Raw genomic sequence first — 26,191 nt, 5'->3', positions numbered from 1 at the left:
AGCTTCCATAATTCAAAAGGTTAAGGTAAATTCTTCATCGTTCTCAGCAACAAGGGGAACATGCTTCAAGCCCAGTCGGGGCGTAGCGCAGCCCGGTAGCGCACTTGCATGGGGTGCAAGGGGTCGAGTGTTCGAATCACTCCGTCCCGACCAAAAAACTCCAAGAAATCCAGTCACTTAGCGGTGATTGGATTTTTTTATGCCTCAATTTTTTATGTGCCCTTGGTTCTAGGGCACACATAGGGCACATCAGCTCATCAGGGGGAGTTGCGTGTGCCCTTGTTGAATGGACTTGTGCCATGAGCGAGGGTAGGAGGTAGTTTCGAAGGCCGCCCTCCCCAGATGCACAGGGAGGGGTGGGCATTTGCTGACAAAGCTGGTGCAAAGCGATGAGTACACGCCGGATCTATTTGCTGAGCCGCCGAGGAGGAACGTCGGCAAGCTAATGGAAACGATTGATCTGCTCAGCGCTAGGTTCTGTAGAGGGGCGGTTGGGGACGGTGTGGCCTGTGGGCGGGTATGGGAGATGCGGAGGGAGATACTCTTGCCCGCGTATACGTTGAGTTGGCGAGAGCTGCCGAAGGGAGGTAGGGATTTTTAGTTTGATCCCTGATCTTTGTGCGGCTAAAATCAACTTTTAGGTATCCTGGTTACCGGAATTAAATCATGGCAGTGGGACTGAACAAAAAAGAAATCGGTGGGCCTGACGCTCGAAAAGCGGAGGCCTGCGAGCTTACACCATCCCTCCCGCCTAGAGGGGCTCGGGTAACAATCAGCTATCCAGGGAAGATGGATGAAGAAGGTATCCTTCAGCCTCGTAATGTTCCGTTTGTAAAGATCGCTGAAAGCGGTGCTCTTGAAGACAGTTCTATTCAAGAAGACAGTTTCATCTGGGCCGACAACTGGCTTGCGCTTAATCGTCTTGTGCAGGATGGTGTCAAGGCGAAGCTGATCTATCTTGATCCGCCTTATGCGACAGGGCTAGGTTTTGCGTCGCGTTCAAGTGAGCATGCATATAACGACACGCTGACTGAGGCGGCATACCTTGAGTTTATGCGTCGTAGGCTCGTCCTGTTGCGCGAACTGCTTGATGAAGACGGTAGCATCTATGTCCATATCGGACATCAGATGGTTGGTCAGCTGAAGTTAATTCTGGATGAAATATTCGGAAGAGATAATTTCATCAATCTAATTACTCGAAGGAAGTGTAGTAGTAAGAACTTCACTAAGAAGCAATATTCAAACCTCAATGACTATATTCTTTTTTACGGTAAAGGAAAGAATTATATCTGGAATAAGCCAGGAAAAAAGCCGGATCCTGAATGGATTGCAAAAGAGTATCCGAAGGTCGATGCTAAAGGGCAGTACAAACTCGTTCCTGTACATGCGCCTGGCGTAAGGCATGGTGCTACAGGTGGCGAGTGGCGCGGGATGATGCCGCCGCCAGGAAAACACTGGCAGTATGTGCCGGAAAAGCTCGATGCTTTTGATGAAAATGGTGAAATTCACTGGTCTAAAAATGGAAATCCAAGAAGGAAAGTTTACTTGGAAGAGACCAAGTCTATTGGTTATACAGACTATTGGGAGGAGTTCAGGGATGCGCACCATCAGGCAATTTTGGTAACGGGATACCCGACTGAAAAAAATTTCGACATGATGAAGCTGATTGTCGAAGCAAGTAGTAATCCTGGAGATCTGGTTATCGATCCATTCTGTGGGTCTGGAAGCACTATCCATGCTGCTAGCGCTCTGGGAAGAAAATGGATCGGAATTGATGAGTCTTTCACAGCCGCTAAAACTGTGATTGAAAGACTGAAGAAGGGTCGCACCCCTTTGGGCGATTTCGTCAAGAAGGGCAAGGCTATACAAGAAGAACTGCCGCTGTTTAGTGAGCCAGCGGCAGGAAGGCACGAGAAAACTCTTGAGAGTATGAACCTCTACATTGACGCTTCGACTGCTGCTAGTGCCAAAGATGAGGTGTTGGAGCTATACAAATCCCTCAATAGCGTCCCAGAAGCCATTCCGGCGTAATGCGCATAGGCGCGGTTTTAAGAGTAGTGACTCTCACCGCGCCTTCCCAAGCTCCGTCTAGCTTACATGCTTCGCTCCATGTGTCTTTATGTGCCAATCCAGGTCCGTCGGCGAGAAAAATGAGACGAAACTGATGGCCGAACTCTTGGCAAAACGCGATAGCTTTTGCAACTTTATCCGAGTTTCCACCAGTACGATCATCTGACTGAGCACCGCCGCGAGTTGAGTCGTATCGAGCAAATCCGACTGCGCAAACGTGCCCCTGACTTGTCTTGATCACAAAATCGCATGGGTAGTCACCATTGTAATTTTCGAATACCTTTCGAAGTTCTATATCGCGCCCAGCCCCACGAGGGCCATCAATGGTAAAGCGTGCTTGAAAAGTGTGCTCAAACCATTCAAAGAATCGGTCAGTGAGTTTGTAGCCAAGCTGACCACGAGTGTCATACTCTCCCACTAGAGCTGCCAGAGCTGCCTCTTCGAGTGCTGTAAAAGAATTGAATTGGTCACGAATAGTCGCGATTGGCTTAAAGGTGTCACCGTAGTTATCAACCAGTAAGGAGGTGGGAACTCTGATTTTTCTAGCCATCTCAGTGTCGATTATGGGCGATACGCAGCGGCGAAAAATTTTGAGTAGCGTCATACGCTGAGTCGCTTTAAATTCGTTTGTGCGAATCCGGTTCAGAAGCTCTGCGGTAGAGGGAGCTTCGTTTGCTAGTAGGCCGAAAAGCGAAATGTCGCTTTGATAGCGCGATTGGCTGTTAGCTAGCACTTCAGGGAAGCGGGCGGCTAGGTCAATGGCTGTGATGATGCTGTGAGGCGACTCGATATGAGCCAAGAATTTGTGATCGCCAGACATGCTTTCCTCCGTTTCAGATGTTGGTAGAGGATAGCAATAGTTTCTGGCAAAATGCCATCAAACGTTGGTTGTACTGACAACGCGCTATCGAGGGTGGCCTGGTCTAAATGGGGGCAATAATCATCGGCCTTGGCCGGTGACAAAATTTCTGACACCCCCTCCTTCGGCGTTGCTTTCGTCACTGTCAGACCTTTCCTGCGAAAATGTAGGAAAAGCATGGTGCTGCAATATCTTGATTAATTTCAAGTGGCCATCACGAAACGTCTGTCAGTATGTAAATCTGTCGCCCCTTTTAGCTCCATCGATTTGCTAGTTTTCCGGCCCTTCTTTACGCGCTGTAGTCCATTTCCCAATCGTGTTTTTGCCGCTTCCAGCCGTTGCGATCCTCTCCATCGCTCTCTAATCTTTCTGCGCTGTTGTAAGTCCGGCAGCTCTACGTGGGGCACATTTGTGTGCGCCGGGTTCGTTGCTTACTCGGTCTGTCAACCTGCGTATAGCTGCCACCTGGTCGTACGCTTGAACGGCGTGACGCAGCAAGTCATTCCGGACTTCCCAGCAAATGCCGAGCTCGGCATTTGTGAGTAGCACTTCTCCTCCAGGCGATACTCCGCCAGAATGCGCGCACATTTCGATTTTGATGATCGGTCTAACGCATGGAGCGAGTAGGTGCGTCATTTACTAGCGGCAATAGTGCTCGGTTTTTCCTGCTCTCTGCCCGCCTTGGCGGGGGATGGCCGCGCCGTAGAACCCACGTTCCTCGGAGTAATCGTTACGTCTTCTCTGGCCGTGACGCTGTTTCCCGTGACCCTGACCGAGGACGCGGAAGCCAGCAGCCGTAATAGCAGCAAAAACCAGGATAAAAAAATCGTAGACGCCCGCAATGACGCGGCGGCCTACGTGGCAAGCGACGGCGCCATTCTGGGCGTGGAGCTGCAAGCCGCCTTGTCAGCGCTGCGGCCCGCAAGCACGGTAACTACTGAGGACGAGATGCAACTGGCGAAGGCGATCCTGGCCTATCAACCAGCGAACTAAAGTCCTGCTAAAGCGCATTTCTCACAACGAATTTGCAATCCGTTACATCCAAACCTCAGCCTTTCCCTATTCCCTGTAGGCTCTTTCCCAATCATACTCCCGCCGCACGCCAGCCATTGCGCCGGCCCAGTCAGCGCTCTAGTCTCCTCCGCGTCGTTGCTCATCAACGACCGGCTTTGACAGGCCGTCCCTGACTCTTGGCGCACGTGCACCCTTTATGGCGGCTGTACGTGGGGCACACTCGTGTGCGCCGAGTTCTAGAGTCCTCGGTCTGTCAACCCGCGTACCGCTGCCACCTTCTTGTTTGACAGCAGGTCTGTAGCAGCCTCATCGACTCTAGAGGTTCATCATGCTCAAAATCGTCCCAGACCCACCGCACCACACCCCCCAAACCCTCGAGGACATCCTCATCCAACTCTCCGAATACCTGCTCTGCGCACAGACCGTGTCGCAGCACGCGGTGCTACTTCATTCCCAAGCCCCCCAGCAGATGCTCAGCCTGGCGGCCGTGCATGAGATAGAACACGCGCGGGGGTTGGTGGAGGTGGCGTTGAGTCGGGTTCAGGCTGTTCACTGATGGGGTAGTAGGGGGCTTGGGTGCTATGCGACCGTGTTGCGGTCGTTCGCGGGTCAAGCCCGCTCCTACAGGGTTTTGTGGTGTGCATTCGGCTACGGCGGTGTCTGCATTCGCTGGCAAGGCCAGCTCCTACAAGGTTATGCGGCGCCTGTAGAGCCCCCACACCTCCTGAAATTGGCAACGCTGCAGGAGCATTTTGGATGGACAAGGATTCGATTGCACCCGCCACAAACGCGGTCAAAACCATCGGCGTCGGCACCTTCGGCGAAGGCGAAGCAGCCTCCAACGCCGACCGGCTGTTCCGCGTGCAACCCGGCCACAATGCGCAGTTCGCGCTGGAGCAAGCCGCCGCGCTGATGAGCTGCGTGTATAGGCTCACCCTGCAAGCCGGCACCCAGCAGGACACCTCGCTGATCTGGGCCGCGCACTGCCTCAGCGGCATGTCAAAAGCCCTGGTCGAGGACGTGGCTCACGCCATGCTCACCGACTAGCCACCCCGCACAGCAGCGGGCGAAGGGCGCCGATGCTGCCCCTCGGCCGCTGCAAGGCCGTCACCGATCACCCGCACCCGCGCCATCACCACCTGCGGCTGCTGCATCACCGCAAAGTGCCCGCCCTCGATCATGCGCAAGCTGAAACCACCCTCGGTCACGCGCTGCCAACAACCCAGCGATTCAAAGCGCACCTGCTCGTCACCCATACCGCCAAACGCATCCACCGGGATGTCCAGGCCGCGCACATGCGTGTGGCGATACCCCAGAATCAACTCCAGGTCGGCCTGCAGTATCGGCACCGCCAGGTCCATCATCGCCTGGTTCGCCAGCACCTCCCGTGGCGTGCCGGCAAGGTTCGCCAGGTAATCGCGCAAGGCCTGGTCATTGAGTGCTGGCAGGCCAGCGCACACGGGCAGCCAGTCCGGGCTCTGGCGAGAAGACACCAGCAGGTGCACGGGCTTGCGCACCCCCTGCGCCAGCAACACCCGCGCAGTCTCGTAGGCGAGCAGGGCGCCCAGGCTGTGCCCGAACAGCACCAGCGGCTTGTCGGGCAACGCCTGGCACTGCTCGGCAAACGCCGCGGCCACCTCCGTTACCGAGCGGGCGAACGGCTCGCGCAAGCGTCGGCTGCGCCCCGGCAGTTCCACGGCGTACAACTCGCACACCCCAGCCGCCGCCTGCTTCCACGCAAAGAAGCTCTGCGCGCTGCCGCCTGCGCAGTGAAAGCAGACCAGGCTGACCGGCGCTTCGGCGTCTGCCAGCCACTGCACCAGCGGCTCAGCGGGTTTCATCGAACAGGTCCAGCTCGCTCGCCAGGTACAGCTGGCGCATCTTCGCGCGCTGGATCTTGCCGCTGGTGGTCTTGTGCATGCTGGTGGGCTGCACGAACACGATGCGGTTGAGGGTGATGCCGTGCTGGTCCACCACTGCGCTGCGTACCACCGCCTTGAGCTGACGCGGGTTGTCCTGAAGCCAGCGCTTGATCTCGCGGTTCAGTTCGATGGCCGCCACCAGGGTCTGGCGCTGCTGCTCGTTGTCGTGGCTGAACACCGCGCAACTCTGCGGGCGCACCTCGTCCAGGGCTTCGATCACGGTGTACTCGATGTCTTCGGGGTGCAGGTTGCGGCCCTCGCAGATGATCAGGTCCTTGAGCCGGCCACACACGTACAGCTGGCGGTCGTCGGGGCCGACAAAACCCAGGTCGCCGGTGCGCAGGTAATCCAGGGGGCTGCCATCGTCGATCCGCGCTTTGAAACCCGCTTCGGTCGCCGCCGGGTTCTGCCAATAGCCCTGTGCAATGCTCGGCCCGCGTAGCCAGATTTCGCCGATGCGCCCAGGCGTGCAGCGTTGTCGGCTGGCCGGGTCGACGATTGCGATTTCCACCTCCCACGAAGGCTCGCCACACCCCACCAGCTCCTGCGATGCCCCCGCATCCACGGGCACCACCACCGAGCACACCGGCCGCCCATGCGGCCCGCCGCTCACGAACAGCGTTGCCTCCGCCAGCCCATAGCACGGCACAAACGCGCTGGCCCTGAAGCCATGCCCCGCATACTGCTGCGCAAAGCGCGCAAGGCTTGCCGGGCGTACCACGTCGGCGCCGTTGAGGGCGTGGGTCCAGTGGGACAGGTCCAGGCCCTGCAGGCGTTCGGCGTCGTAACGCTCCACCGCCAGGTTGTAGGCAAAGTTCGGCCCCCCGGCCAACCGCGCCTTGTACCGCGCAATGGCCTGCAGCCAGATCAGCGGCTGACGCACGAAGGTCGCCGGCGCCATGATCACCGTGTGGTTGCCCAGCACGATGGGCAGCAGCTGCCCGAGTATCAGGCCCATGTCATGGTGGTGCGGCTGCCAGGTGACGAAGTCGCTGGTGTGGTCCAGCGCCCAGCTGTCGCGCATCATGCGCAGGTTGGCAGTGATGTTGGCGTGGCTCACCCTCACGCCCTTGGGCGCCGAGGTGGAGCCGGAGGTGTACTGCAAGAAGGCGACGCGCTGTGGGTCACGCTCCGCAGGCCGGGCGAACGCCAGCGGTGCGTCGCAATCGTCGGTAGGGCTCAGCATCGCCAGCGCCGCCGCCGGGGTGCCGGCAAATGCCTGCTGCAGCATTGTCTGTTCGCTTGCGGCCACCAGCAGCAGGCGGCTGCCGCTGTCATGCAGAATGCTCAGGCAACGCTCCACCCGGCGCCGGTTCGGCAGGTTGACGGGGACGGCGATGCGGTCGGCGATCAGGCAGGCCAGAAAGCTTGCGATAAAGTCCAGGCCCTGCGGGAAGAACAGCGCCACGCGATCACCCGGCTCACTCACGGCCTGCAGCTGGCGGGCGATGGCGTTGGCCCGCCCCAGCAACTGCTGGTAGCTGACCTGCTGCTGTTCTTCCCCCTGGTCGTCGAGCAGGGTGAACAGCACCTTGTGCGGGTGCACCCAGGCGCGCAGCGCCAGGCTATCGTGCACCGCCAGCAGGCCGGTTGCACTGGCCAGTTCCTGTGGGGTCAGGCAGCTCTTGTCAAACATGCGCGGCCTCCCCACGGGCGGCAATCGCCGCGATGGCGAGGGCCAATTCGGCGATGGTCGGGTGCTCGAACACCAGGGTCGGCGACAGGCGCAAGCCAAACTGCTGCTCCAGGCTGCCGATCAGTTTCATGCCCGCCAGCGAGCCGAGCCCGAACGCACCCAGGGGCGTATCCAGGTCGATGTCCTCGGGGGGCAGGTCCATTTCACAGCAGATGAATTCGCTGATGCGCGTTTGCAGCGTCTCGACCAGGGTCATGGCGTTGTCCTTGAAGGGCAGAGGGGAGGGCAGAGCAGGTTGAGCAATTGCTCCGTGGGCATGGGAATGGGCAGCTCGGGCCGGCAGCGCCGGCGCCAGCGATTGAACAGCCACAGCGAGGCATCGCCCGGCTGTTGCCATTGGTTGAGGCCGGCGAGCATGTGGGCCTGCAGTGCGCGGCGTGCGCAGGTGGCTTGGGTCGCGGGGTTGGCAGCGTCGCCAAGGCGGTCGCGCAGCGCGGCCTGATCGCCGCCGCTGTCGCTGAGGTAGAAGGCCTGCAACGCCTCGGCCTGTTCGTTGCGCAAGCTGTCGAGCACGTAGCCGGGCGTGCGGCTGGCGAACTCGGGGTAGCGCCAGTCCGTCAACGGGCGATGCTCGGCCTGTGTCATGCCGGCAAGCTGCTGCTGACGCTCGACGGGCAGGCCGGCCTCGCTGCCCAGCAGAAACACGCTGCCGCACACCACGAAATCCACCCCCATATCGAACATCGCCTGGGCGCTGGCAGGGCTGCCGATCAGGCCGCTGGCGCCGATCTTCGGCCCGCAAGGCTTGCGCCGGGCCAGCGCTGCCAGCAGCAGGGGCAGGTGTGTATCGGCAGCAATCACCAGTGCATCGGCGTCAGCCTCCAGCTCATCGATGCACTCGACCCGCACCTGCCAACGCACCCCAGGGCAGCGCTCACGCAGGGGCTGCCAGTGGGCCGGCACCTCGATGCAGGCCAGTGTCTGGTCCGCCAGCCAATCAATCAGTGCCGGATCAGCGCGGCCATGCAGGCGGATACCGAAACGGCCGCCCACCTGCGGCTCGGCACTCAGGCGCAGCACACGGGCCTTCAACTGTTTTTGGTCCAGGCCGTGACTGTCGATCAGCCCCATGGCCCCGTGGCGTGCCAGTTCGCTCAGCAGCGCGGGGGCGTCAGGCGCCATCACCAGCACAGGGCGCGCAGGGGCATTCGACCGCTCAACGGCAGGCTGCTCACGAATAGCCTTGAGCATCCCGCCCAGAATCGCAGGCTGGCCGATCTCGATAAAATCCTCGACGCCCTCGGCCAGCATCCGCTCGACCACCTGCTGCCATTGCACCGGGTGGGTCAGGTGTGTGGACAGTGCCTCCACCAGCCCGTCGCGGGTATGCGGGCGCGCGTGCACGTTGGCGATCACCGGGAATGCCGGTTCGCGAAACGCTCCGCTCATGCGTTGCAGAAAGTCCCGAAACGGTTGCTCCACAGCGGCCATGTGCGCGGTATGAAAGGGCCCGCTCACCTTCAGCGCAATGGCCCGAATCCCCTGCGCTGTGCAGTGCTCCAGCAACTGTTCAAGGGCTGCCAGCGTGCCCCCTACGATGATCTGTGTGGGGCTGTTGATATTGGCGATGGCCAGGCCTGCATCCGGCCGTTCGTCCAGCAGTGCCTGCACCCGCTGCCGATCCTGGCCCAGCACCGCCACCAGCCCGCCGCCCTGCACCTGGGCCATCAACCGCGCCCGCTCGATGACGATGCGCAGGCCCAGGCTGAAGTCCAGCGCGCCGGCAGCGGTCAGCGCCGCGTACTCACCCACGCTGTGCCCGGCCGCAACGCTGGCAATGGCGCCATCCTCACGTGCCGCCAGGTAGCCAAGCCACGACACCACATAGATGGCCGGCTGGGTGAAGGTGGTGAGGTTCAACTGCTGCTCGGGGTCTTCCAGGCACAGACGCTCGATCGAGTAACCCAGCACCGCATCGGCTTCGGCCACCAGCGCGGGAAAACGCGCGAACAACGCCGCGCCCATGCCCTTGCGCTGGCTGCCCTGGCCCTGGAACAACCACGCCTTCATGCGCTCACCTGCTGGCGCACAAGGTCGAAGGCGCGCATCTGCATGCCCGCCAGGCGCAGTGCGCAGCGGCCATCGGCCGTGCACAGGGCCACATCGAAGGTCATGCCCTGGCGCTCGACACTCAGCTGCCGCGCGTCTCGCAACGCCTGGGGATCAAGCGCCAGCGTGCGAATGCGATAGGGCAGGCTGGTGCCCGCCGCCGTGCTCAGGTGGGTCAACAGCGCAGCCCACAGCCGGTAGCCGTCCAGGCCCTGAGGCAGTGTCGCCTGCACACCCTCTGCCGTGACGGGCAACGCCTGCAATACCGGCGCGGCAGCAACCGCAGCCGCGGTCTCGACCTGCAGCAGCACCTGCCCGTTCACACTCACCTGCCAATGCCGTGGGGCGCGGGTAAAGTGCAGCGTGTCGCTTGCCGCAAGGGCAACCGGCGGGCCAAAACACACATCGTTCCAGTGCAGCACGCTGCTTGGCTGGGCCACATGGTCCACCAGGGCGGCCAGCGCCATGCATGAACCCGGCAGCGCCGCGCCAGGCGCCCAGCAGTCGAGCCACGCCTGTGCCGGCGTGGCCGGCGCAGGTGCTGCGACGGCTGCGCTGTACCACACCCGCTCCAGCCGCCAAGGGTAGGCCGGCAAGGGATACTTGTGTGGCCGCGGTTCGTCGCCATACAGCGTGGCCCAGCCCGGGCTCGGCACTTTGCCGGCCACCCAATGCGCAGCCCATTGCTCGAGCAGTGCACGGTCGGCCCGGCCACTGCCTGCCTCCGGCGCCGGTTTGGCGGTCAGCCCATCAGCGCTGTGCCACCGGGTATCCGAGGGGCAATCAGACGACCCCAGATACGCCCGCAGCTGTTCGAACAACGCCTCGCGACTATCGACCACCACCGCCAGCCGCCGCACCATCGCATCGCGCCCCTCCTGCAGGCTGCGGGCGATGGCTGCAAGGCTGGCCGACAGGTCGCCCGGCAACGCATTCAAGCTCTCCAGCCGTGCCGCCTCTTCAGGCTGCACCGCCGCTTCGCCCACCAGCCGCTCGACCACCTCTTCAAGGCTTACCGCACCGCGCCATGCATCGATGGGTACGTCCAGTTGCAGGGCGTCCAGCGCCTGCTCCAGGCAACCTACAAAATCCTCGGCGTCCATCTTCAGCTCGGCAAGCCGGGTGGCCACACCGTTGCCTGGCATCAGCCCCAGCAGGTCGCGCAGACGTTCGTCCAGCGCCTGGCGCAGCGCGCCGCCGGCATCGGGCAAGGGCTCGCCAAAGGCCGCCAGCAACTGCCGCGCACGGGCGCGCAGGCCGTCTTCATCCTTGGCCGACAGCAGCACCAGATACGGCTGGCTGTCGGGCACGCCAGGGCTGTCGCTCCCCCTGTCGGCAGCCTTGAGCACCACATGCGCATTCACCCCGCCAAACCCGAACGCGCTCACCCCGGCCAGCAGCGGTGCATCCTGTTCGCCCATGGAATGCGTGGCATCGGGCAGATAGAACGGGCTGCCCGCCAGCTCGATCTGCGGGTTGAGCGCGTCATGGTGCAGGTTGCCCACCACCTGGCGATGCTGCAGGCACAGCAGGCTCTTGATCACCGAGGCAATCCCGGCCGCGGCTTCCAGATGGCCGATCTGGCTCTTGAGCGCGCCCAGGGCGATGGGCGTGCCGGCCTCGGTCGTGGGCAGGGCGTTTTTCAGCGCATTGATTTCAATCGGGTCACCCAGCGGCGTGCCGGTGCCGTGGGTCTCGATCATCCGCGCCTGGCTGGGGCAATGGCCGCTTTGCTGCCAGGCCCGGGTGATCACCTCGGTCTGCGCCTTGGGGTTGGGCGCGGTAAAACTGTGGGCACGGCCGCCGTGGTTCTGCGCGCTGGCGCACACCTGGCCGTAGATGAAGTCGCCGTTGGCCTGGGCTGCCGCCAGCGGCGCAAGCACCAGCGCGGCCACCCCTTCGCCGCGTACATAGCCGTCGGCACTGGCAGCGAAGGTCTGGCAATGTCCGGCATGGCTGAGCATGCCGGCCTTGCCGAAGGCGATGAACAGCTCAGGCCCCAGCAGCAGGTTGACCCCGCCCACGATCGCCAGCTCGCATTCACCGTCCTGCAGTGCCTGCCGGGCACGGTGCAGTGCCACCAGCGAGCTGGAGCAGGCGGTGTCGATGGCCTCGCTGGGGCCGTGCAGGTCCAGGCAGTACGACACCCGGTTGGCGATGGCCGTCAGCGCAATGCCGGTGCCGCGCCAGGCATCACTGGGCACGCCGTCGCGGCGCATCAGCGTGGGGTAGTCGGCATGGCCCACGCCCACGAACACCCCCACCCGCCGTTTGGCCAACTGGCCCGGCGCATAGCCGGCATCTTCCAGCGCCGCCCAGGCCGCCTGCAAGAACAGCCGTTGCTGCGGGTCCATGCCTTGCGCTTCGCGGGGCAGAATGCCGAAGAAGCGCCCGTCGAAGCGGTCGACCCAGGGCATGAAGCCGCCGCGCTGGCAGTAGGTGGTCTCTTCCCCGGGGTTCAGCGTGCTGTCGTGGTCGCGCCAGTTCCAGCGCTCGGCCGGCACCTGGCCGACCGCATCGCGGCTTTCGCGCAACAGCTGCCAGAACGCGCGCAGGTCTGGCGCCCCCGGCAGGCGAGCGCTCATGCCGACCACGGCGACCGGCGTCACGACGGGCATGAGACCGGCTCCCGCTCTTGGACGTGGTGTGCAGCGCTGCTGGCGTCATAGGTGTGGGCGATGCTCAGCAACGGGCTCTGGCGATTGCCGGCCTGGGCCCGCTCGCGACCCTGGCGCAGCTCCTTGGCCAGGTAGTGCAGGTAGGTGGGGCCGTGCATCTCGTAGTTGTTGCGTGGGGTGGCCAGGAACTCGCGCTCGATCACCTTGCGCTCGGCGGCAATATGCGCGCGCTCGGCCTCGGCACCGGGGCGCTGGTACGCACCGGCAAAGTAGTCGGCGGCCACCTCGGCCTGGCGCTCCATCATGTCCAGAAAGCCCCAGGTCACGGCCTGGAACACGCCGATGAAGGCAAGGTTCGGCACCTCGGGCAAGAAGATCCGCTGGTACAGCGGAATGCGGTTTTCCTCGATCTGCAACAGGCTCTGGGGCAAGAACGGGAAGTCGGTGTGATAGCCCGTGGCGTAGATCACCGCGTCCACTTCCAGGCTGCTGCCATCCACGAAGTGCACGGTGTTGCCGTCGATGCGCTGCACCTGCGGCACCACCTTGAGCTTGCCGTCGCCCACGCGGTTGGCGAAGTTCTCCGACAGCGTCGGCAGGCTCGACATCATCAGGTGGTCGGGCTTGGGCATGCCCAGTTGCTTGCGCTTGGCGATCAGCAGCTTGTACAGGCCGGTGAACATCAGCCCGGTCAGCGGGTAGGGCAGAAGCTTCTTCACCCACCAGTCGTTGAGTGGGCCCATCACCTTGTCCACGCGAATGCCGAACAGGTAGTGCGGCAGCACGTACACCCCACGGCGCAGCGACAGGTAGGTCATGCGTGCATCGTGGCTCACGTCCACGGCAATCTGCGCGCCGCTGTTGCCCACGCCCACCACCATCACGGTCTTGTCCTGGTAGGGGTGGCGATAGCGGTAGTGCTTGGAGTGGATGCTGTCGATCCGGGCAGTGGCTGCGTAGTCCGGCAGGTTGGGCGTGTTGTGGTGCCCGTTGGCGACCACCAGCGCGTCGTAGTGGCGTACTTCGCCCGAGCCCAGGGTCACCCGCCAGGTGCCGTCGGCCAGGCGCTCGGTGTGCTGCACCGGGCACTCCAGGTGAATGCTGTCGCGCAGCGCGAAGTGCTCGACGAAGCTGTCCAGGTACGCATGCACCTGGCGGTGCGAGGGGAAGTCCGGGTAATGCGACGGCATGGGGAAGTCGCTGAACTGGTACAGGCCCTTGGGCGTGTTCATGTTCATGCTGTGCCACACCGAAGTGTGCTCGCCCGTGTGGTCGAAGGCCCAGATACCGCCGATGCGGTCGCGCTTGTCGAAGCAGTCGAAGGCAATGTGCTTGCGCTTGAGCGCGCGGGCCATCGACAGGCCGCCGACCCCGGCGCCGACGATGCACACCCTGGGGCCTGGCCCGGTCAGCGGGCGAATGGCGGCCACACCCGGTGCGGCGTGGCTTGGCGAGTTGACGCGAGTGTGCTCAGTCACAGGTTGGGTCCTTTTTTTTTAGGGTGGGTGAGGCTCGACAGAAACTGCGCAGTGCGCGTATCGCCCAGGTGCCGGTTGTGTTCGGCGCAGTCCTGCAGCACGCCGTCCACGCCCCGGGCCAGGGCCCGGCGCAGGTTGGCGACCATCAGGTCGATGCTGTCGCGGTCGATGTTCAGCGGCGGCAGGTAGCGCAGGCAGTGGTTGTGGATCGGGCACACGGCTGCCGCCACCCCGCCTTCGGGGTCGCGCAGCAGGCTGCCCCACAGCAGGTAGCCGAAGCTGCGCTCGACAAACGCCGGGGTGCCGGCCAGCTCCAGCTCCACCGTCAGCAGCAGGCCCTCGGCGCGCACTGCGCGAATCAGCGGGAACGCCCGTTGCAGCTCCAGCAGGCGCTGGTGGAAGTACTCCCCCTGCGTTCGCGCATGGGCCAGCGCACCCTCGCGCTCCAGTGCCTGCAGGCAGTTCAGCGCCAGGTGCGCGCTCAGCTGGCTGATGCCGCGCCCCTGCAGGTCGGCCACGCGCTGCGGTTGTCGCTGGGCGCCAGCCTGGGTCACGGCCTCGCTGCACAGCACCACGCCCATCGGCAGCAGGCTGTCGCACAGTGCGCTGCCCAGTGCCACGATATCCGGCTGCGGCACCTGTGCCTGGCTGTGCAGAAAGCGCCCGGTCATCAGGTTGGTCTGGGTTTCGTCGATGCCCACCAGGTAGCCGCCAGCGTCGCGATGGCGCTCAATCATCGCGATCAGGTGGGGCGGCACCGGGCGCGAGGCATTGGCATCGACCTGGATCGTCTCGAACCACACCAGGGCGATTTCGCCGCTCAGCAGGTGGCCCTGCAACTGCGCCTCGGCGTCTTCGGCCAGCGGGTCGATGAACACGGTATGCGCATGCAGTGGCTCGAACGGCGCGCGGAAGATATCGAAGCCCAGCGTGTGCGAGGCCGCGGCGCTGAGCATCGAGAACCCCAGCCCGCCGCTCAAGCACAGCAGTTTGTGACGCTCGCCCCTGGCCGCCAGCAGGCCGAGGGTCAGCGCGGCCTCCACGGCGGTGACGTTGCTGGAGGCCGGCAGCGCCATCGGCAGGCCGGTGTTGTGCTGCAGCAGGCCTTGCAGCTCGCCCCAGTAGTCGCGCCGGGTGTCGTGCTGGCGCGCGACCTGCTCGATCACATCCAACGGGTTGAGGCCGCGCGGGCAGGTGCCCACGTTGACGAAGCAGTCGATGATTTCCCGCGAGGGTTCGCCATCGTGCATCAGCCGTGAGCGCACCCCGCGAGCCTCGTGGAAGCGCCCATCGAAGCCGTGCATGCGGGCGATCTTCGCGTAACCGCGGTTGCCGTAGCACAGGTGCGCCTGGTAGGTCGCTTCGCTGCTGCTGGCGATGCGGCGCAGTTCGCGTTGTTCATCCACGCTCAGCCCGGCGGCGAACTGCGCCATCAGGTGTTCGAAGGCCAGCTTGAACGGCAGGCCGAAGTTGCTCATCACATGGCGCACATAGCTTTCGTTGGGCGTCATCAGCCACGGGTTCTTCACCCGTTCATGTACCAGGCAGGCGCCCAGCGGCGCCTGGAACCCGCTCAGGCCCTCGCCCAGCACGATCAGGTCGGGGCTTTCGCACAGCGCCAGCAACGGCCAGTGCCCGGCCTGCCGGGCAGGCTCCACCACCAGGCTGAGAATGCCGCTGCCGGCCAGCTCGCGCAGCCAGGCATCGCAGGCCTCGGCGTTGGCGTCGGCGGCCTGGATGCAGGCCACCGCCGCCAGTTGCTCGGGCCCATGCTGGCGCTGGTAGGCCAGCGCCTGGGCAAGGCTCGCCACCACCCGGATGCCGGGTACCAGCGCACTGGCATCGGCGCGCTGCAGCGGGTTGAAGTAGCGCGCCCAGTAGCCGCTGTCGTCGATCAGCAGCAGTTCGCCCTGGCCGTCGGGGGTGCGGTTGCGTGCATGGTGGCGGGCCAGGCGCAGGGCCGCATCCAGGGCTTCCTCCAGCGAAGTCATGAAGTAGCTGCGGTAATCGGCAGGCTCGCGCTTGCCGCGCTTGGCCAGGTGATTGAGCAGCAGGGCGGTCTGCGCGGCGGGCGCCGACAGGATCGCGCAGTGGCCCTGTTCGCCCTGGCGCACGTAGTCTTCCAGCGTCTGCAGGGTGTGCGCGGTGGCCGGCTGAAACACCGGGGGCACGGGGCGCCGGGCCGGGCCTTCGGGGGTTGGCAGGTTGTGCAGGAACTCCAGCAGCAACTGGTTGTAGCGTTGGTGATGGGTAAAGCCCAGCAGGTGCCCGGCGCCCTGCACCTCGATCAGTTCGGCATGCGGCACGGCGTTGGCGATCAGCGCCGAATAGGCCGGCGGCTGATAGGCATCGTCGCTGGCGCAGATGATCCTGCACGGGCAGTGCAGGTTGCCCAACTGCGGGCGCAGATCGAAGTCGCCGATCACCTGCTGGTAGGCCGGCAGCGCTGCCATGTTCCAGCCGCGATTGAGGGTCATGAAGCGCGGGCTTTTCTGCAGCTCGCCCATCAGTACCGGGAAGTTCGACGCGCCTTCGCTGAACGGCGAACTGACGCTGATGCACAGCCCTGCGCAGCGGTGCGGATGGGCCAGGGCAAAGGCCTGGGCCAGCACGCCGCCGAACGAATAGCCGATCACCGGCAGCGGCTGGTCGATACCCAGCTGATCCAGCAGCACCACGATATCGGCCACCAGGTGCGCAATGTCGAACGCAGGCGGCAGCTCGGCCTCGCCGCAGCCGGGCAGGTGCAGCATGATCAACCGGTGCCCGCGCCCCAGCGCCTGCAGTTGCAGGCGCCACATCACGTCGTACTGCATCACCAGCCCGCCCAGCATCAGCACCGGCGTGCCGCTGCCATAGGTCGCGCATTCCAGGCGCGGCGCGCCGGGTCGGTGGATCTGCACCCGCGTGGCCTGCTGGCACAGGCTGAGCTGTTCGTCGAGCAGGGCCTGGCTGGGCTCGTGCTCGTTGCTCGCTCGCGTGCCCTGGACCACCGCCGGGGCAGCGGGGGCGAGGTGCTCATAGCGTTGCCACAGCGCCTCGATGCTCAAGGGGCCTTGTGTAGCGGGTGTGGCCACTGCGCCGGCAGCCACGGGCGCAACCACCTGCGCCATCGGTGGCGCCGCAGCCACAACCGGTGCGGGGGCGGGCAAGGGCGCACTGTCGCCGTAATGCTCCAGCAACTGCCCGTGATGGTTGGCCAGCAGGTAGCCGCAGAAACTCTGCAGGTTCTGGAACTCGAAGAACACCGTCGGTGGCACGCTGATGCCGAAGCGCTGGGTGAACAGCGTGCCGATTTCGGTGGAGGCGATGGAGTCCAGGCCATAGTCCATCAATGCACGCGTGGGCGAAAAGTCCGCCGGGTCGATCTTCAGCACGCCCAGCAGCAGATCGCGCAGGTCCTCCAGCAGGCGCTGCTCCAGCGGCGGCGCGGCGCCGGCATCCAGGCTGTCGAGCAGCAGCAGCGCCTGGCGCGCACTCAGCGCGCCGGCGTCCGGGTCGCCCGTCAGGGGCAGGTGGGTCGGTTGGTTCATGGTCGGTTCCCCGGCGTGTCGTCGATGGTCAGGCGCTACGCGCCAAGGGTGGCGAGGGCTGCAGCCGCGCGGTCAGAAAGTTCACGGCCCGGATGAACTTCCACAGGTCCACTTCGTGGGCGTGGCGCTGGGTCTGCATGAAGCGCTGCTGGCCCAGGTCGAGCAGCTGCGGCTGACGCTTGATCTGCTGCACGGTGTGCCAGGCCGGGCTGCGCAAGGCACGGGCCTGCAGGTAGGCGGCCACGAAGCGCCCGGTCATGTTGGCCAGGTTGCCGATGCCCGACGGCGTGTTGAGGTAGCCGACGAACACCAGGTCGTCGTGCTCGGCCGGCAGCATGCGCAAAAACAGCGAGTCGAAATCGCGCTGCCAGTCGAAGGTCTGCAGCGGCAGAAACGGCAGGTCGATGCCGTAGCCGGTGGCCCATACGATCAGGTCGATGGTGGCCACGCTGGCGTCGCAAAAGTGCACCTGCTGGCCGTCGAAATGGCTGATGTCGGGCTTGGCCTGCACATCGCCATGGCCGATGTAGTAGAGAATCTGCGAGTTGAGAATGGGGTGGCATTCGCGAATGCGGTGGTCCGGTGCGGGCAGGCCATAGTCGCGCCCGTCGTAGCCGGCGAACTTGAAGCTGCGCTCCACGTGCGCCCAGTATTCGTCCTCGTCGGCAAATTTCGGCGCCTGGTCCATCAGCCATTCCTGGGTCGGCTGGCCATCGATGAACTTGGGCATGTAGTGGTAGCCGCGCCGGGTCGAGTGCAGCGCCAGGCTGGCGGTTTGCGCGGCGTCCACGGCAATGTCGCAACCGGAGTTGCCGCCACCCACCACCAGCACGCGCTTGCCGCGAAACTGTGCCGAGCTGCGGTACGCGCTGGCATGCAGGGCCTGCCCGCTGAAGGTGCCGGGGTACTGCGGAACCTTGGGCGTGCCGAGCAGGCCGTTGCATACCACCACCGCCTCGTAGCGGGCCTGGCGCCCGTCGTCGAAGCTCAGCAGCCAGCCGTCGGCGGTCTTGTCCATGTGGGTGACGCGGGTGTTGAAGCGGGTGTGCTGCTGCAGCTGGCAATGCTCGGCCAGTTGCGTCAGGTAGTCGAACACCTGGGTGTGCCGCGGGTAGTCCGGGTAGTGCTCGGGCATCGGGAAGTCGGCGAACTGGGTGTTGCGCTTGGAGCTGATCAGGTGCACCGCTTCATACATTTTCGAGGCCGGGCCGTCGGGCTGCCAGTTGCCGCCGAAACGCGCGGTGGCCTCGATGATCTCGAAGGCCAGGCCCACTTCGCCGAGGGCCTTTGCCACGCCCAGGCCACTGGCCCCGGCGCCGATGATGGCGATAGTCGGCTGCTGCATTGCATCACTCCCTTGAAGGTGGAAACAGGCGAATTCAGAGCATCGAGCGCAGCAGGTCGCGGGCCTGTTGCTGGCTGATTTCCCGACGGGCCAGGCGGTCGAGAATGTCTTGTGGCGTCACCGCGGGCGCAGCGTGCGGTGGCGCCGGCAGCGGTGGGCTGCTCACCGTGGGCGGCGTACTGATCCAGTAGCGACGACGCAAGAATTCATAGCCGGGCAGCGGCACCTTTCGCCACGCCTGGGTCGCCGCTGGCGGCGTCGCGGGCAGGTGCGCATCGAGCCAGGTGCGGGCTTGGGCCGCACACTCGGGCGCAGAAGCCGGGCCACTGAGCAGCACCCGTGCGTCGTCGCCCGGCGGGTTCATCAACCATTCGCTCAACTGCCGGCGCAGCGCGTCGAAGTCGTCGGCCACCACGGCCAACCGTGCTTGCTCGAACGCCTGGCGCCCGTGCAGCAGGGTGCTGGCGACGTCCCGCGTGGTGAAGCAGCGCAGGCCCAGGTAGTGCTCGGGGTGCTGCGGTGCCAGGGCGTGTTCATGCTCCAGGCAGTCGACAAAGCGCTGCAGGTAGCTGCGCAGTTGCCCGGCGCTGTGCGCGCTGAATACAAAGGCCTGGGGGCCGGTGGGCGCGGGTGGCGCTTGCAGCGGGGCGTCCTCGATCAGCACATGGGCATTGGCGCCGCCGGCCCCGAACGAACTGATGGCGGCCACCCGTGGCAGGCCATCTGCAGGGTCCGGCCAGTCGGCCAGGCGCTGCTGCACCACGAAGGGCGTGTTGCTGAAATCGATGTTCGGGTTCAGCGGCTGGGCATGGATGGACGGCGCCAGTTGCCGGTGCTTGAACTGCAGCAGCACCTTGGTCAACGCGGCCATGCCGGCGGCCGATTCCAGGTGGCCGATATTGGCCTTGATCGAGCCGATGGGGCAGCGCCACTCGCTGGGTACCTGGGCGGCCAGGGCCTTGCCCAGGCCACGGATCTCGATCGGGTCGCCCAGGCTGGTGCCTGTGCCGTGGGCCTCGATATAGCCCAGCCTGGCGGCGGGCAGGCCCGAGCGCTGCAGGGCGCGGCCGATCACCTGGGCCTGCGATTCGGCGTTGGGCACGGTATAGCCCGAGGTGCGCCCGCCATGGTTGAGTTCGCTGCCACGGATCACCCCGTACACGTGGTCGCCGTCGCGCAGGGCCTGGGCCAGGGGCTTGAGCAGCACCACGCCCACGCCTTCACCCGGCACGTAGCCGTCGCCGCCGGCGCCGAAGCTGCGGCACTGGCCCTGGGTGGAGGCGAAGTTCAGCTCGCACAGCATGCGGTACTTGTACGGGTGCAGCGACAGGTTCACCCCGCCGGCCAGGGCCAGCTCGCAACTGCCGCTGCGAATCAGGTCGCAGGCCAGGTGCAGGCTGGTGAGCGACGACGAACACATGCTGTCGACGGCGAACGAGGGGCCTTCCAGGTCCAGGCAGAACGACACGCGGTTGGCGATCGAGGCATACGAGGAGTTGGTCAGGGTCGCCGGCCGTGCGGGCCAGCTCGACGCACCATAGAACTGGTACTCGCCGTACATCACCCCCGCGACCACCCCCACGCGGCGTCGCTCCACGCCCGGCTGGCGCGGCCCGCACAGGCTCTGCGGGGTGTAGCCGGCGTCTTCCACGGCATGCCAGGCGGTTTGCAGAAACAGGCGCTCCTGCGGGTCCATGCGCTCGGCGTCGCGCGGCGAGATGCCGAAGAACAGCGGGTCGAAGCAGTCGAAATCATCCACCAGGCCGCCCCAGCGCGCATACAGCTGGTCGTCGCCGCCCGGTTGCTCCCAGCGCGAGGTCACTTCGCTGATCAGGTCATCGCCGGCCGCCAGGTGCTGCCACAGCGCCTGGGCATCGCGTGCGCCGGGGTAGCGCCCGGCCAGGCCGATGATCGCGATGTCCTGGCGTTGGGTGTCGGCAGTGCCCTGCGTGACCACCGACAGCGCGGGTGCTGGCGGCTCGACCACCACGGGGCCCGGTGCCAGCCGGGCGACTTCGGCCGGGTGCTCGTTGCCGAGCAGGGCGGCCAGCTCGCGCAGGCTGCGCACTTCGAACAGCACGGTCTTCGACAGGGTGGGGAAGTGCTGTTCCAGCCGGCCGTTGAGTTCCATCACCAGGATCGAGTCCAGGCCGAATACCTCCAGCGAGGTGTCGGGGTCGACCTTGTCCAGCGGTGTGGCCGTCACCTCGGCCAGTTGACGGGTGAGGTAGTCGAGCAGGCAGGGCGCGTCGCTGGCCGCCTGCGGCGCGACCTGCACAGGCGTCGCAGGCGGCGCCTCGATGCCGAACAACCGCGCAACCGCGTCGCGCTTGCCGCACACCGGGATCAACACCGCTTGCGCCAAGGCGAGGCAGCGCAGGAACGTGGCCACCCCCTGATCGCTCGGCAACAGGGCCAGGCCATGGCGAGCCAGCCATTGGCGCACCGGCGCCGGGGCCTGCATGCCGTTGTCGGTCTGCCACAGTGGCCAGGCAATCGACAGCGAGCGGCCCTGGCGCTGGCCGCTGGCACAGCGCTGCTGGCGGGCCTGCACGAAGCGGTCGAGCCAGGCGTTGGCCAGCGCGTAGGCGCTCTGCCCGACATTGCCGTACACCCCGGCCAGCGACGAGCACACCATGAACAGTTTCAGCGGGTCATCGGCGGTGGCTGCATCCAGATGGCGGGCGGCCAGGGTCTTGCCCTGGAGTACGCTGGCGCGCTCCTGGGCAGGTTGCCGCAGGAAGAACCCGTCCTGCAGAACCCCGGCACAGTGAATCACCCCGTGGCAGGCGCCGTAGCGCTGGCGAATGCTGGCCAGGGCAGTGTGCAACGAGTCGGCATCGGCGCAGTCGGCCTGCCAGTAGGCGGCATCGTCGGCGCCCAGGTGCGTGAGGCGCTGCAGCCATCGGGCAGCGTCTGCATCGAGGGCGCGACGGCCCAGCACGGCCAGGCGCAGGCCACCGAGGCTCGCCAGCGCTTCACCCAGTGCACGGCCGACGGCCCCCAGCCCGCCGCTGATCACCAGCACATCGCCGGCGCTCAGTTGCGCCGGCGCTGTGCCGGCACCCGGGGTGACAAAGCGCAGGCTCGCCACGTGGCGTTGCCCTTCGCACAGCGATACCCGGTTGACACCGGGCTGCTCAGCCGCAAGCAGTTCGTGCGCCAGCGCTTCACGCTCTGCGCTGCCGGGCTGGTGGCTGGTTTCGATCAGGCTGGCGCTCAGGCTGGGGATCTCCTGCACCACCGAGCGCAGCAGCCCTTCAAGGGCACTGACAGGGCCGGGGTGCAGCACGATCCGGGTATGCAACGCGGGGGTGCTCTGGCCCTGGCACAGGTGGCGCAGCAGGTCTGCGGTAGCCAGGGCGGCGTCCAGCCCTTCGCCCAGGCCGGCGTCCTGGCTGCCGGTGCTGCGCAGGTCGATCAGCAGGCGTGCGGGTACCTGCTGCTGGCTGGTCAGCAGGCGCAGCAACAGGTCGATGTGGCGCGCATCGCCCAGGTCGGCCTCGACGGTGCGTGGTGAGGTGTAGTGGAACTGCTGCGCGGGTACCAGTCGCCAGGCGGCGTCACGCAGTTGCGCGGGTAACTGGGCGAAGGCTTGCGGGTCGTCGCACAGCAGCAGTGTGGTGGGCATCGGCCCGGGCGCGGCCGGGGCGGCGGGCTGGTGCTGCCAGTAGGGTTCGAGCAGGTGCACGGCATGCTCGGGGTCGACGCGGTACTCGCGAAAGGCAAAGGCCTCGATGTCCATCAGCACCTGGCCGTCTGCATCGAACACCCGGAAGTCGTACAGGCGCATCTGGCTGCCCTGGGCAGCACGCGGGCGCACGTGCACGAAGCAGCGCTCGGTCAAGGGCCGGTAGCCGTGCAGGGCCTGGCAGGCGTAGGGCACGAAGGTGGTGTCGATCTGTGCATTGCCCTGGGCGGCGGTGACGAAGGCGCTTTGCAGCACCGCATCGAGCAACGCCGGGTCCAGCGTGCTCAGCGGTTCGCCCTGGCGCTGCTCGGGGCGCCAGTGCAGTTCGGTAAGCGCCTGTTGCTCGCCCAGCCACGCGCCGGCAATGCAGCGCAGGGTGGGGCCGTAGGCGATGCCCAGGCGCTCGAGGGTGGGGTACAGCGCGTCGAGGGCCAGCGGTCGGGTGCACTCGCTGCGCACCTGCGCCAGGCTTGGCAGGCTGTCGGCGGGCACCTGCACGGCGCGGCACTCGCCACGAAAACTGGGGGTGGGGTCACTGGCCGGCAGCGGCTGGAACGCCAGGCGCACACCGTCGTGGGTGCGTTCGCTGCGGCATTCGATGCTGCGCTGCTGGCCGGGCTCGACGCGGATCGGGCTGGCCCAGGTCAGCTTGTGCAGGGTCAGCGGCAGGTCCAGGCCGTGGCGGCGCGCCTGGTTGCAGCACAAGTCGATGTAGGCGGCGGCGGGCAGCACCGGCTGGCCCTGCACCACATGGTCGCGCAGAAAGAACTGGCCGGCATCCAGGTGCAGCTGGGTGCTGGCGTGGGGCGCGGCCGACGCCACACGCGGCACCCAGTAGCGGTCCCTGGAAAAGGGGTAGAGCGGCGCGGCCAGTGGGCTGGGCGGCTGCGGCCAGAAGCGGCCCCAGCGGGCGAGCGTGCCGTCTACCCAGGCCGCTGCCAGTTCATCGGGGGCGCTGGCGCTCAGCTCGCGCGTTGCTGTGCCGTGCAGCAGCCGGCCCTGATAGCCCCCCGGCATCGATTGCACGAAGCGCTCCAGGCCAGCCTGCAACTGCGTCAAGTCGGCAGCTACCAGCGCGAAGCGATGGTCGAACGCCGGGCGGCAGCATTGCAGGGTGTAGGCGAGCTGGTTGGCCGATGCGTCGGGGTGGCGTTGCAACCAGGCCAGCAGGGCGGCGGCCTGTTCTTGCACTTGCGCTTGGCTGCGCGCCGACAGCGGGTACACCGCCGGGCCCGTGCTGGCGCTCGACGGTGTGGGTTCGGGGGCCTGTTCGACAATCACATGGGCATTGGCGCCGCCAGCGCCGAACGAGCTGATGCCGGCGCGGCGCGGGCCGTTGTCGCTGGTCCAATCGCGCGTGTCACGCACGATCTGCAGGTGGCTGTGCTCGAGCCCGGCGTCGGGGTTCAGCACCCTGGCATGCAGCGACGGCGCCAGGCGCCGGTGCTGCAACTGGAGCACCACCTTGCTCAGCCCGGCCATGCCGGCGGCCGCTTCCAGGTGGCCGAAATTGGCCTTGATCGAGCCGACATGGCAGGTCGCCGAGTGTTGCCCGCCCAGTGCCTGCCTGAGCCCTTGCAACTCGATGGGGTCGCCCAGGCGCGTGCCGGTGCCGTGGGCTTCGATGTAGCTGATGCTGGCGGCCGGTACCCTGGCATCGGCCAGCGCCCGCTCGATCAGCGCGGCCTGGGCACCGGCGCTGGGCACGGTGTAGCCGTTGGTGCGCCCGCTGTGGTTGATCGCACTGCCCTTGATCACTGCCAGTATCCGGTCGCCGTCGCGCCGGGCCACCTCGAGCGGCTTGAGCACCACGGCCGCAACCCCTTCACCGGGCACGAAGCCGTCCGCCTCGCTGCCGAACGCATGGCAACGTCCGGTGGGCGAGAGCATGTGCTGCTGGCACAACTGCACGTACTTGGCGGGGTGGGTGTAGAGGTTGACCGCACCTACCAGCGCTGCCCGGCACTCGCCCTTGCGCAGGCTGTCGATGGCGCTGTGCAATGCCGTGAGCGATGACGAGCAGGCGGTGTCGATGGCCAGGCTCGGCCCGCACAAGTCCAGGGCGAACGACACCCGGTTGGCCACCGACCACGGCAGGCCACTGGGGATCGCCGGTTGCCCGGCCTGCCACAGGGCAGGGCCGAGCAGGGGGTAGGTGTTGCTGGTGATCCCGACGAACACGCCGACATCCAGCGCACCCTGGGCGCCGCGCAGCAACTGGCCGCGCTCGCCCAGGTGGCCGCTGTCTTCCAGGGCATGCCAGGCGCATTCGAGAAACAGCCGCTCCTGCGGGTCGAGGCAGGCGGCTTCACGCGGGGCGATGGCGAAGAACTGCGCATCGAACCGATCGATATCGGGTAGAAAACCGCCCCATTTGGCATAGCTCAGGCCGCTGCTGCGGGCGTCGGTGCCCGCGGCGAAAAAACCGTCCAGCGGCCAGCGCTCGGCGGGTATCTCGCTCACCGAGTCGACACCCGCCAGCAGGTTGCGCCACAGCGCATCCAGGTCGTCGGCACCGGGGAAGCGGCCATGCAGGCCGACAATGGCGATATCGCCAGCGGGCTCCTCGTTGCACGGCGCCAGAGGGGCAATCGAGGGCCAGGCCTCGACGCCTGCGGCTGGTGGGGGCGGGCTGGGCGGGCGGCCCTGCAGGTAGCTGGCGCTGGCCTGCGGATGCTCGCGCAGCAGGTGCGTGGCAACGTCGCGGATGCAGCGGCAGTCGAACAGCAGGGTCTTGTTCAGGTCGGCGAAGAGGGGCTGGATCAGCTCGTTGAAATTCAGGATGGCCAGCGACGTGAGGCCGATCTCGTGGAAGGGCGCATCGTTGTACAGGGTGTGGGCCTCGACACCGGTCGCCTGCTCCAGCAGTTGACGCACCAGATCCATCAAGGCGGCGTGCGAACGGGCTTCCTCGGTATCGAGCATCTTCAATTCCTGAATAAAAGTTGACAGGCGACGGGCAGGCACACAGAGGCCGACGCCGCGGTGGCGTCAGCCTTCAAGTGGCTGGGTCAGGTATTAAAGGGTAATGCTGGTGGTGGGGTAGAACAGCATGTTCAATACGAACAGAATCATCCAGAAGCCGATTTCCAGTGTTTCGGTAATAGGCTGAATACGTTTTATCGCGCCATAGACATGCACCACAAACATCAGGGTGAATACCACGAAGAGTATGTCGAAGGCATAACTGAAACTGGTGCCGGTGGTGGCCGAGCGCAACATGGCCACTTCAACCACCAGAATGAACGCGCCCAGGCAGCGGCCGAAATAGATGGCCAGGTGGGTATGTTCCGGGATGGTCCATTGCATCAGGCGCGCCCAGGTGAGTGGCGCAATGAAGATCGGCAGGGCGAAGAACAGCGTGGTCACGATCATCAGGGTGGTGATGTACACACTACTGTATTGCGCATAGTAGCCAAGCATCGGCGAACTCCTTGTTCAATTGTTATTGTTGTTATTCATCGTGGGGTTTTGCTGGGGGCAAGCATTGCGAGGGCGGTACTTGTGTGTCAAGCAAGCCGCGGTGGGGGAATACCAAAGAAGGGGAGCCGGGTCGAGAGTCGTACTACTTAGGGCGCGAGACTTAAAACGTTATCAACCGCTTCACGGCAGGTGAAGTTATCAAGTAATAACCGGGTGAATAAAGTTTTATTTATCCGATAGTTGCGAGCCCTGCCGGCACATGACCGTCAGGGCCCACTCGCTCGCCGCCTACCACAAACCCGCTGCAGCCCCTCAGGAAAAAAATGCAGGATGTTGTGCGCAGAAATCGCTTGAGGTAGCCGGCCTTGCCGTCCAAGGTGCCACCCTGATAGCCATTGCCTGAAAAAGGCTGAAGCGTGCGGCGCAGGCACATGACGATGCCTGCGTGAGGAGCGGCCTTCTGCAAGCGTGACGCGTCATCTCGCTGCAGAAC

Annotated in this window: 16 protein-coding genes and 1 tRNA gene; 6 read left to right on the top strand and 11 right to left on the bottom strand. The window is 65.0% G+C overall.

From position 1 onward, the window contains the following. The first annotated feature begins 76 nt into the window (after positions 1-76). The 3 genes from FW760_RS15830 (at position 77) to FW760_RS15820 (ending at position 2,031) form a co-directional block, all read left to right on the top strand. A tRNA-Pro gene (locus tag FW760_RS15830) sits at positions 77-153 on the top strand. A 292-nt stretch (positions 154-445) separates the two neighbouring features. Then, positions 446-601 carry a DUF4113 domain-containing protein gene (locus FW760_RS15825; protein WP_446443896.1) on the top strand — a complete coding sequence of 52 codons (156 nt, stop codon included), beginning with the start codon at positions 446-448 and terminating at the stop codon, positions 599-601. Positions 602-666: 65 nt separating this feature from the next. Then, positions 667-2,031 (top strand): site-specific DNA-methyltransferase, encoded by a 1,365-nt coding sequence (locus FW760_RS15820; protein ID WP_446443871.1) that lies wholly within the window; start codon positions 667-669, stop codon positions 2,029-2,031. Here FW760_RS15820 and FW760_RS15815 read toward each other — a convergent pair. Next, on the bottom strand, positions 2,000-2,890 hold the full coding sequence (locus FW760_RS15815; RefSeq protein ID WP_446443870.1) for a hypothetical protein: 891 nt from the start codon (positions 2,888-2,890) through the stop codon (positions 2,000-2,002). The genes FW760_RS15820 and FW760_RS15815 overlap by 32 nt on opposite strands. Before the next feature lie 666 nt (positions 2,891-3,556). On the opposite strand from FW760_RS15815, the gene FW760_RS15810 reads away from it, so the two are divergent. From FW760_RS15810 to FW760_RS15800, 3 genes are all read left to right on the top strand, one after another. Continuing rightward, a complete protein-coding gene (locus tag FW760_RS15810; RefSeq protein WP_078481923.1) occupies positions 3,557-3,922 on the top strand; it encodes a DUF2388 domain-containing protein in 366 nt (121 codons plus the stop codon). Between the two features lie 349 nt (positions 3,923-4,271). Continuing rightward, complete coding sequence (locus FW760_RS15805; protein WP_078481922.1) at positions 4,272-4,499, top strand: hypothetical protein; 228 nt, start codon at positions 4,272-4,274, stop codon at positions 4,497-4,499. Positions 4,500-4,699: 200 nt separating this feature from the next. After that, positions 4,700-4,990 carry a DUF3077 domain-containing protein gene (locus tag FW760_RS15800; RefSeq protein ID WP_196932473.1) on the top strand — a complete coding sequence of 97 codons (291 nt, stop codon included), beginning with the start codon at positions 4,700-4,702 and terminating at the stop codon, positions 4,988-4,990. Here the strand turns inward: FW760_RS15800 and FW760_RS15795 are convergent. From FW760_RS15795 to FW760_RS15750, 10 genes are all read right to left on the bottom strand, one after another. Beyond that, positions 4,987-5,784 (bottom strand): thioesterase II family protein, encoded by a 798-nt coding sequence (locus FW760_RS15795; RefSeq protein WP_236176648.1) that lies wholly within the window; start codon positions 5,782-5,784, stop codon positions 4,987-4,989. The two genes, FW760_RS15800 and FW760_RS15795, sit on opposite strands and share 4 nt — an antisense overlap. After that, positions 5,771-7,501, bottom strand: a complete 1,731-nt coding sequence (locus FW760_RS15790) for a fatty acyl-AMP ligase (RefSeq protein WP_446443869.1) — start codon at positions 7,499-7,501, stop codon at positions 5,771-5,773. Before FW760_RS15790 ends, FW760_RS15795 begins: the two co-directional genes overlap by 14 nt. Further along, positions 7,494-7,757 (bottom strand): acyl carrier protein, encoded by a 264-nt coding sequence (locus tag FW760_RS15785; RefSeq protein ID WP_043860793.1) that lies wholly within the window; start codon positions 7,755-7,757, stop codon positions 7,494-7,496. Before FW760_RS15785 ends, FW760_RS15790 begins: the two co-directional genes overlap by 8 nt. Then, positions 7,754-9,571, bottom strand: a complete 1,818-nt coding sequence (gene fabD, locus FW760_RS15780) for an ACP S-malonyltransferase (RefSeq protein ID WP_446443868.1) — start codon at positions 9,569-9,571, stop codon at positions 7,754-7,756. Before fabD ends, FW760_RS15785 begins: the two co-directional genes overlap by 4 nt. Beyond that, complete coding sequence (locus FW760_RS15775; protein ID WP_446443867.1) at positions 9,568-12,228, bottom strand: beta-ketoacyl synthase N-terminal-like domain-containing protein; 2,661 nt, start codon at positions 12,226-12,228, stop codon at positions 9,568-9,570. Before FW760_RS15775 ends, fabD begins: the two co-directional genes overlap by 4 nt. Then, positions 12,216-13,706, bottom strand: coding sequence for a flavin-containing monooxygenase (locus tag FW760_RS15770; RefSeq protein ID WP_078481915.1), 1,491 nt, complete (start codon positions 13,704-13,706; stop codon positions 12,216-12,218). Before FW760_RS15770 ends, FW760_RS15775 begins: the two co-directional genes overlap by 13 nt. Then, on the bottom strand, positions 13,703-17,239 hold the full coding sequence (locus tag FW760_RS15765) for an alpha/beta fold hydrolase (RefSeq protein ID WP_446443866.1): 3,537 nt from the start codon (positions 17,237-17,239) through the stop codon (positions 13,703-13,705). The genes FW760_RS15770 and FW760_RS15765 overlap by 4 nt, the downstream gene beginning before the upstream one ends. Positions 17,240-17,267: 28 nt before the next feature. Beyond that, positions 17,268-18,584: an NAD(P)-binding domain-containing protein gene (locus tag FW760_RS15760; RefSeq protein WP_229589357.1), complete on the bottom strand. Its 1,317-nt coding sequence runs from the start codon at positions 18,582-18,584 to the stop codon at positions 17,268-17,270. 34 nt (positions 18,585-18,618) lie between these two features. Beyond that, on the bottom strand, positions 18,619-25,200 hold the full coding sequence (locus FW760_RS15755; RefSeq protein ID WP_446443865.1) for an SDR family NAD(P)-dependent oxidoreductase: 6,582 nt from the start codon (positions 25,198-25,200) through the stop codon (positions 18,619-18,621). A gap of 93 nt (positions 25,201-25,293) precedes the next feature. Next, positions 25,294-25,698: a hypothetical protein gene (locus FW760_RS15750; protein WP_043861149.1), complete on the bottom strand. Its 405-nt coding sequence runs from the start codon at positions 25,696-25,698 to the stop codon at positions 25,294-25,296. Between the last annotated feature and the right edge of the window lie 493 nt (positions 25,699-26,191).

It is taken from the genome of Pseudomonas sp. 1176_21 (assembly GCF_052850635.1).
This window is presented reverse-complemented; position numbering and strand designations above follow the sequence as displayed.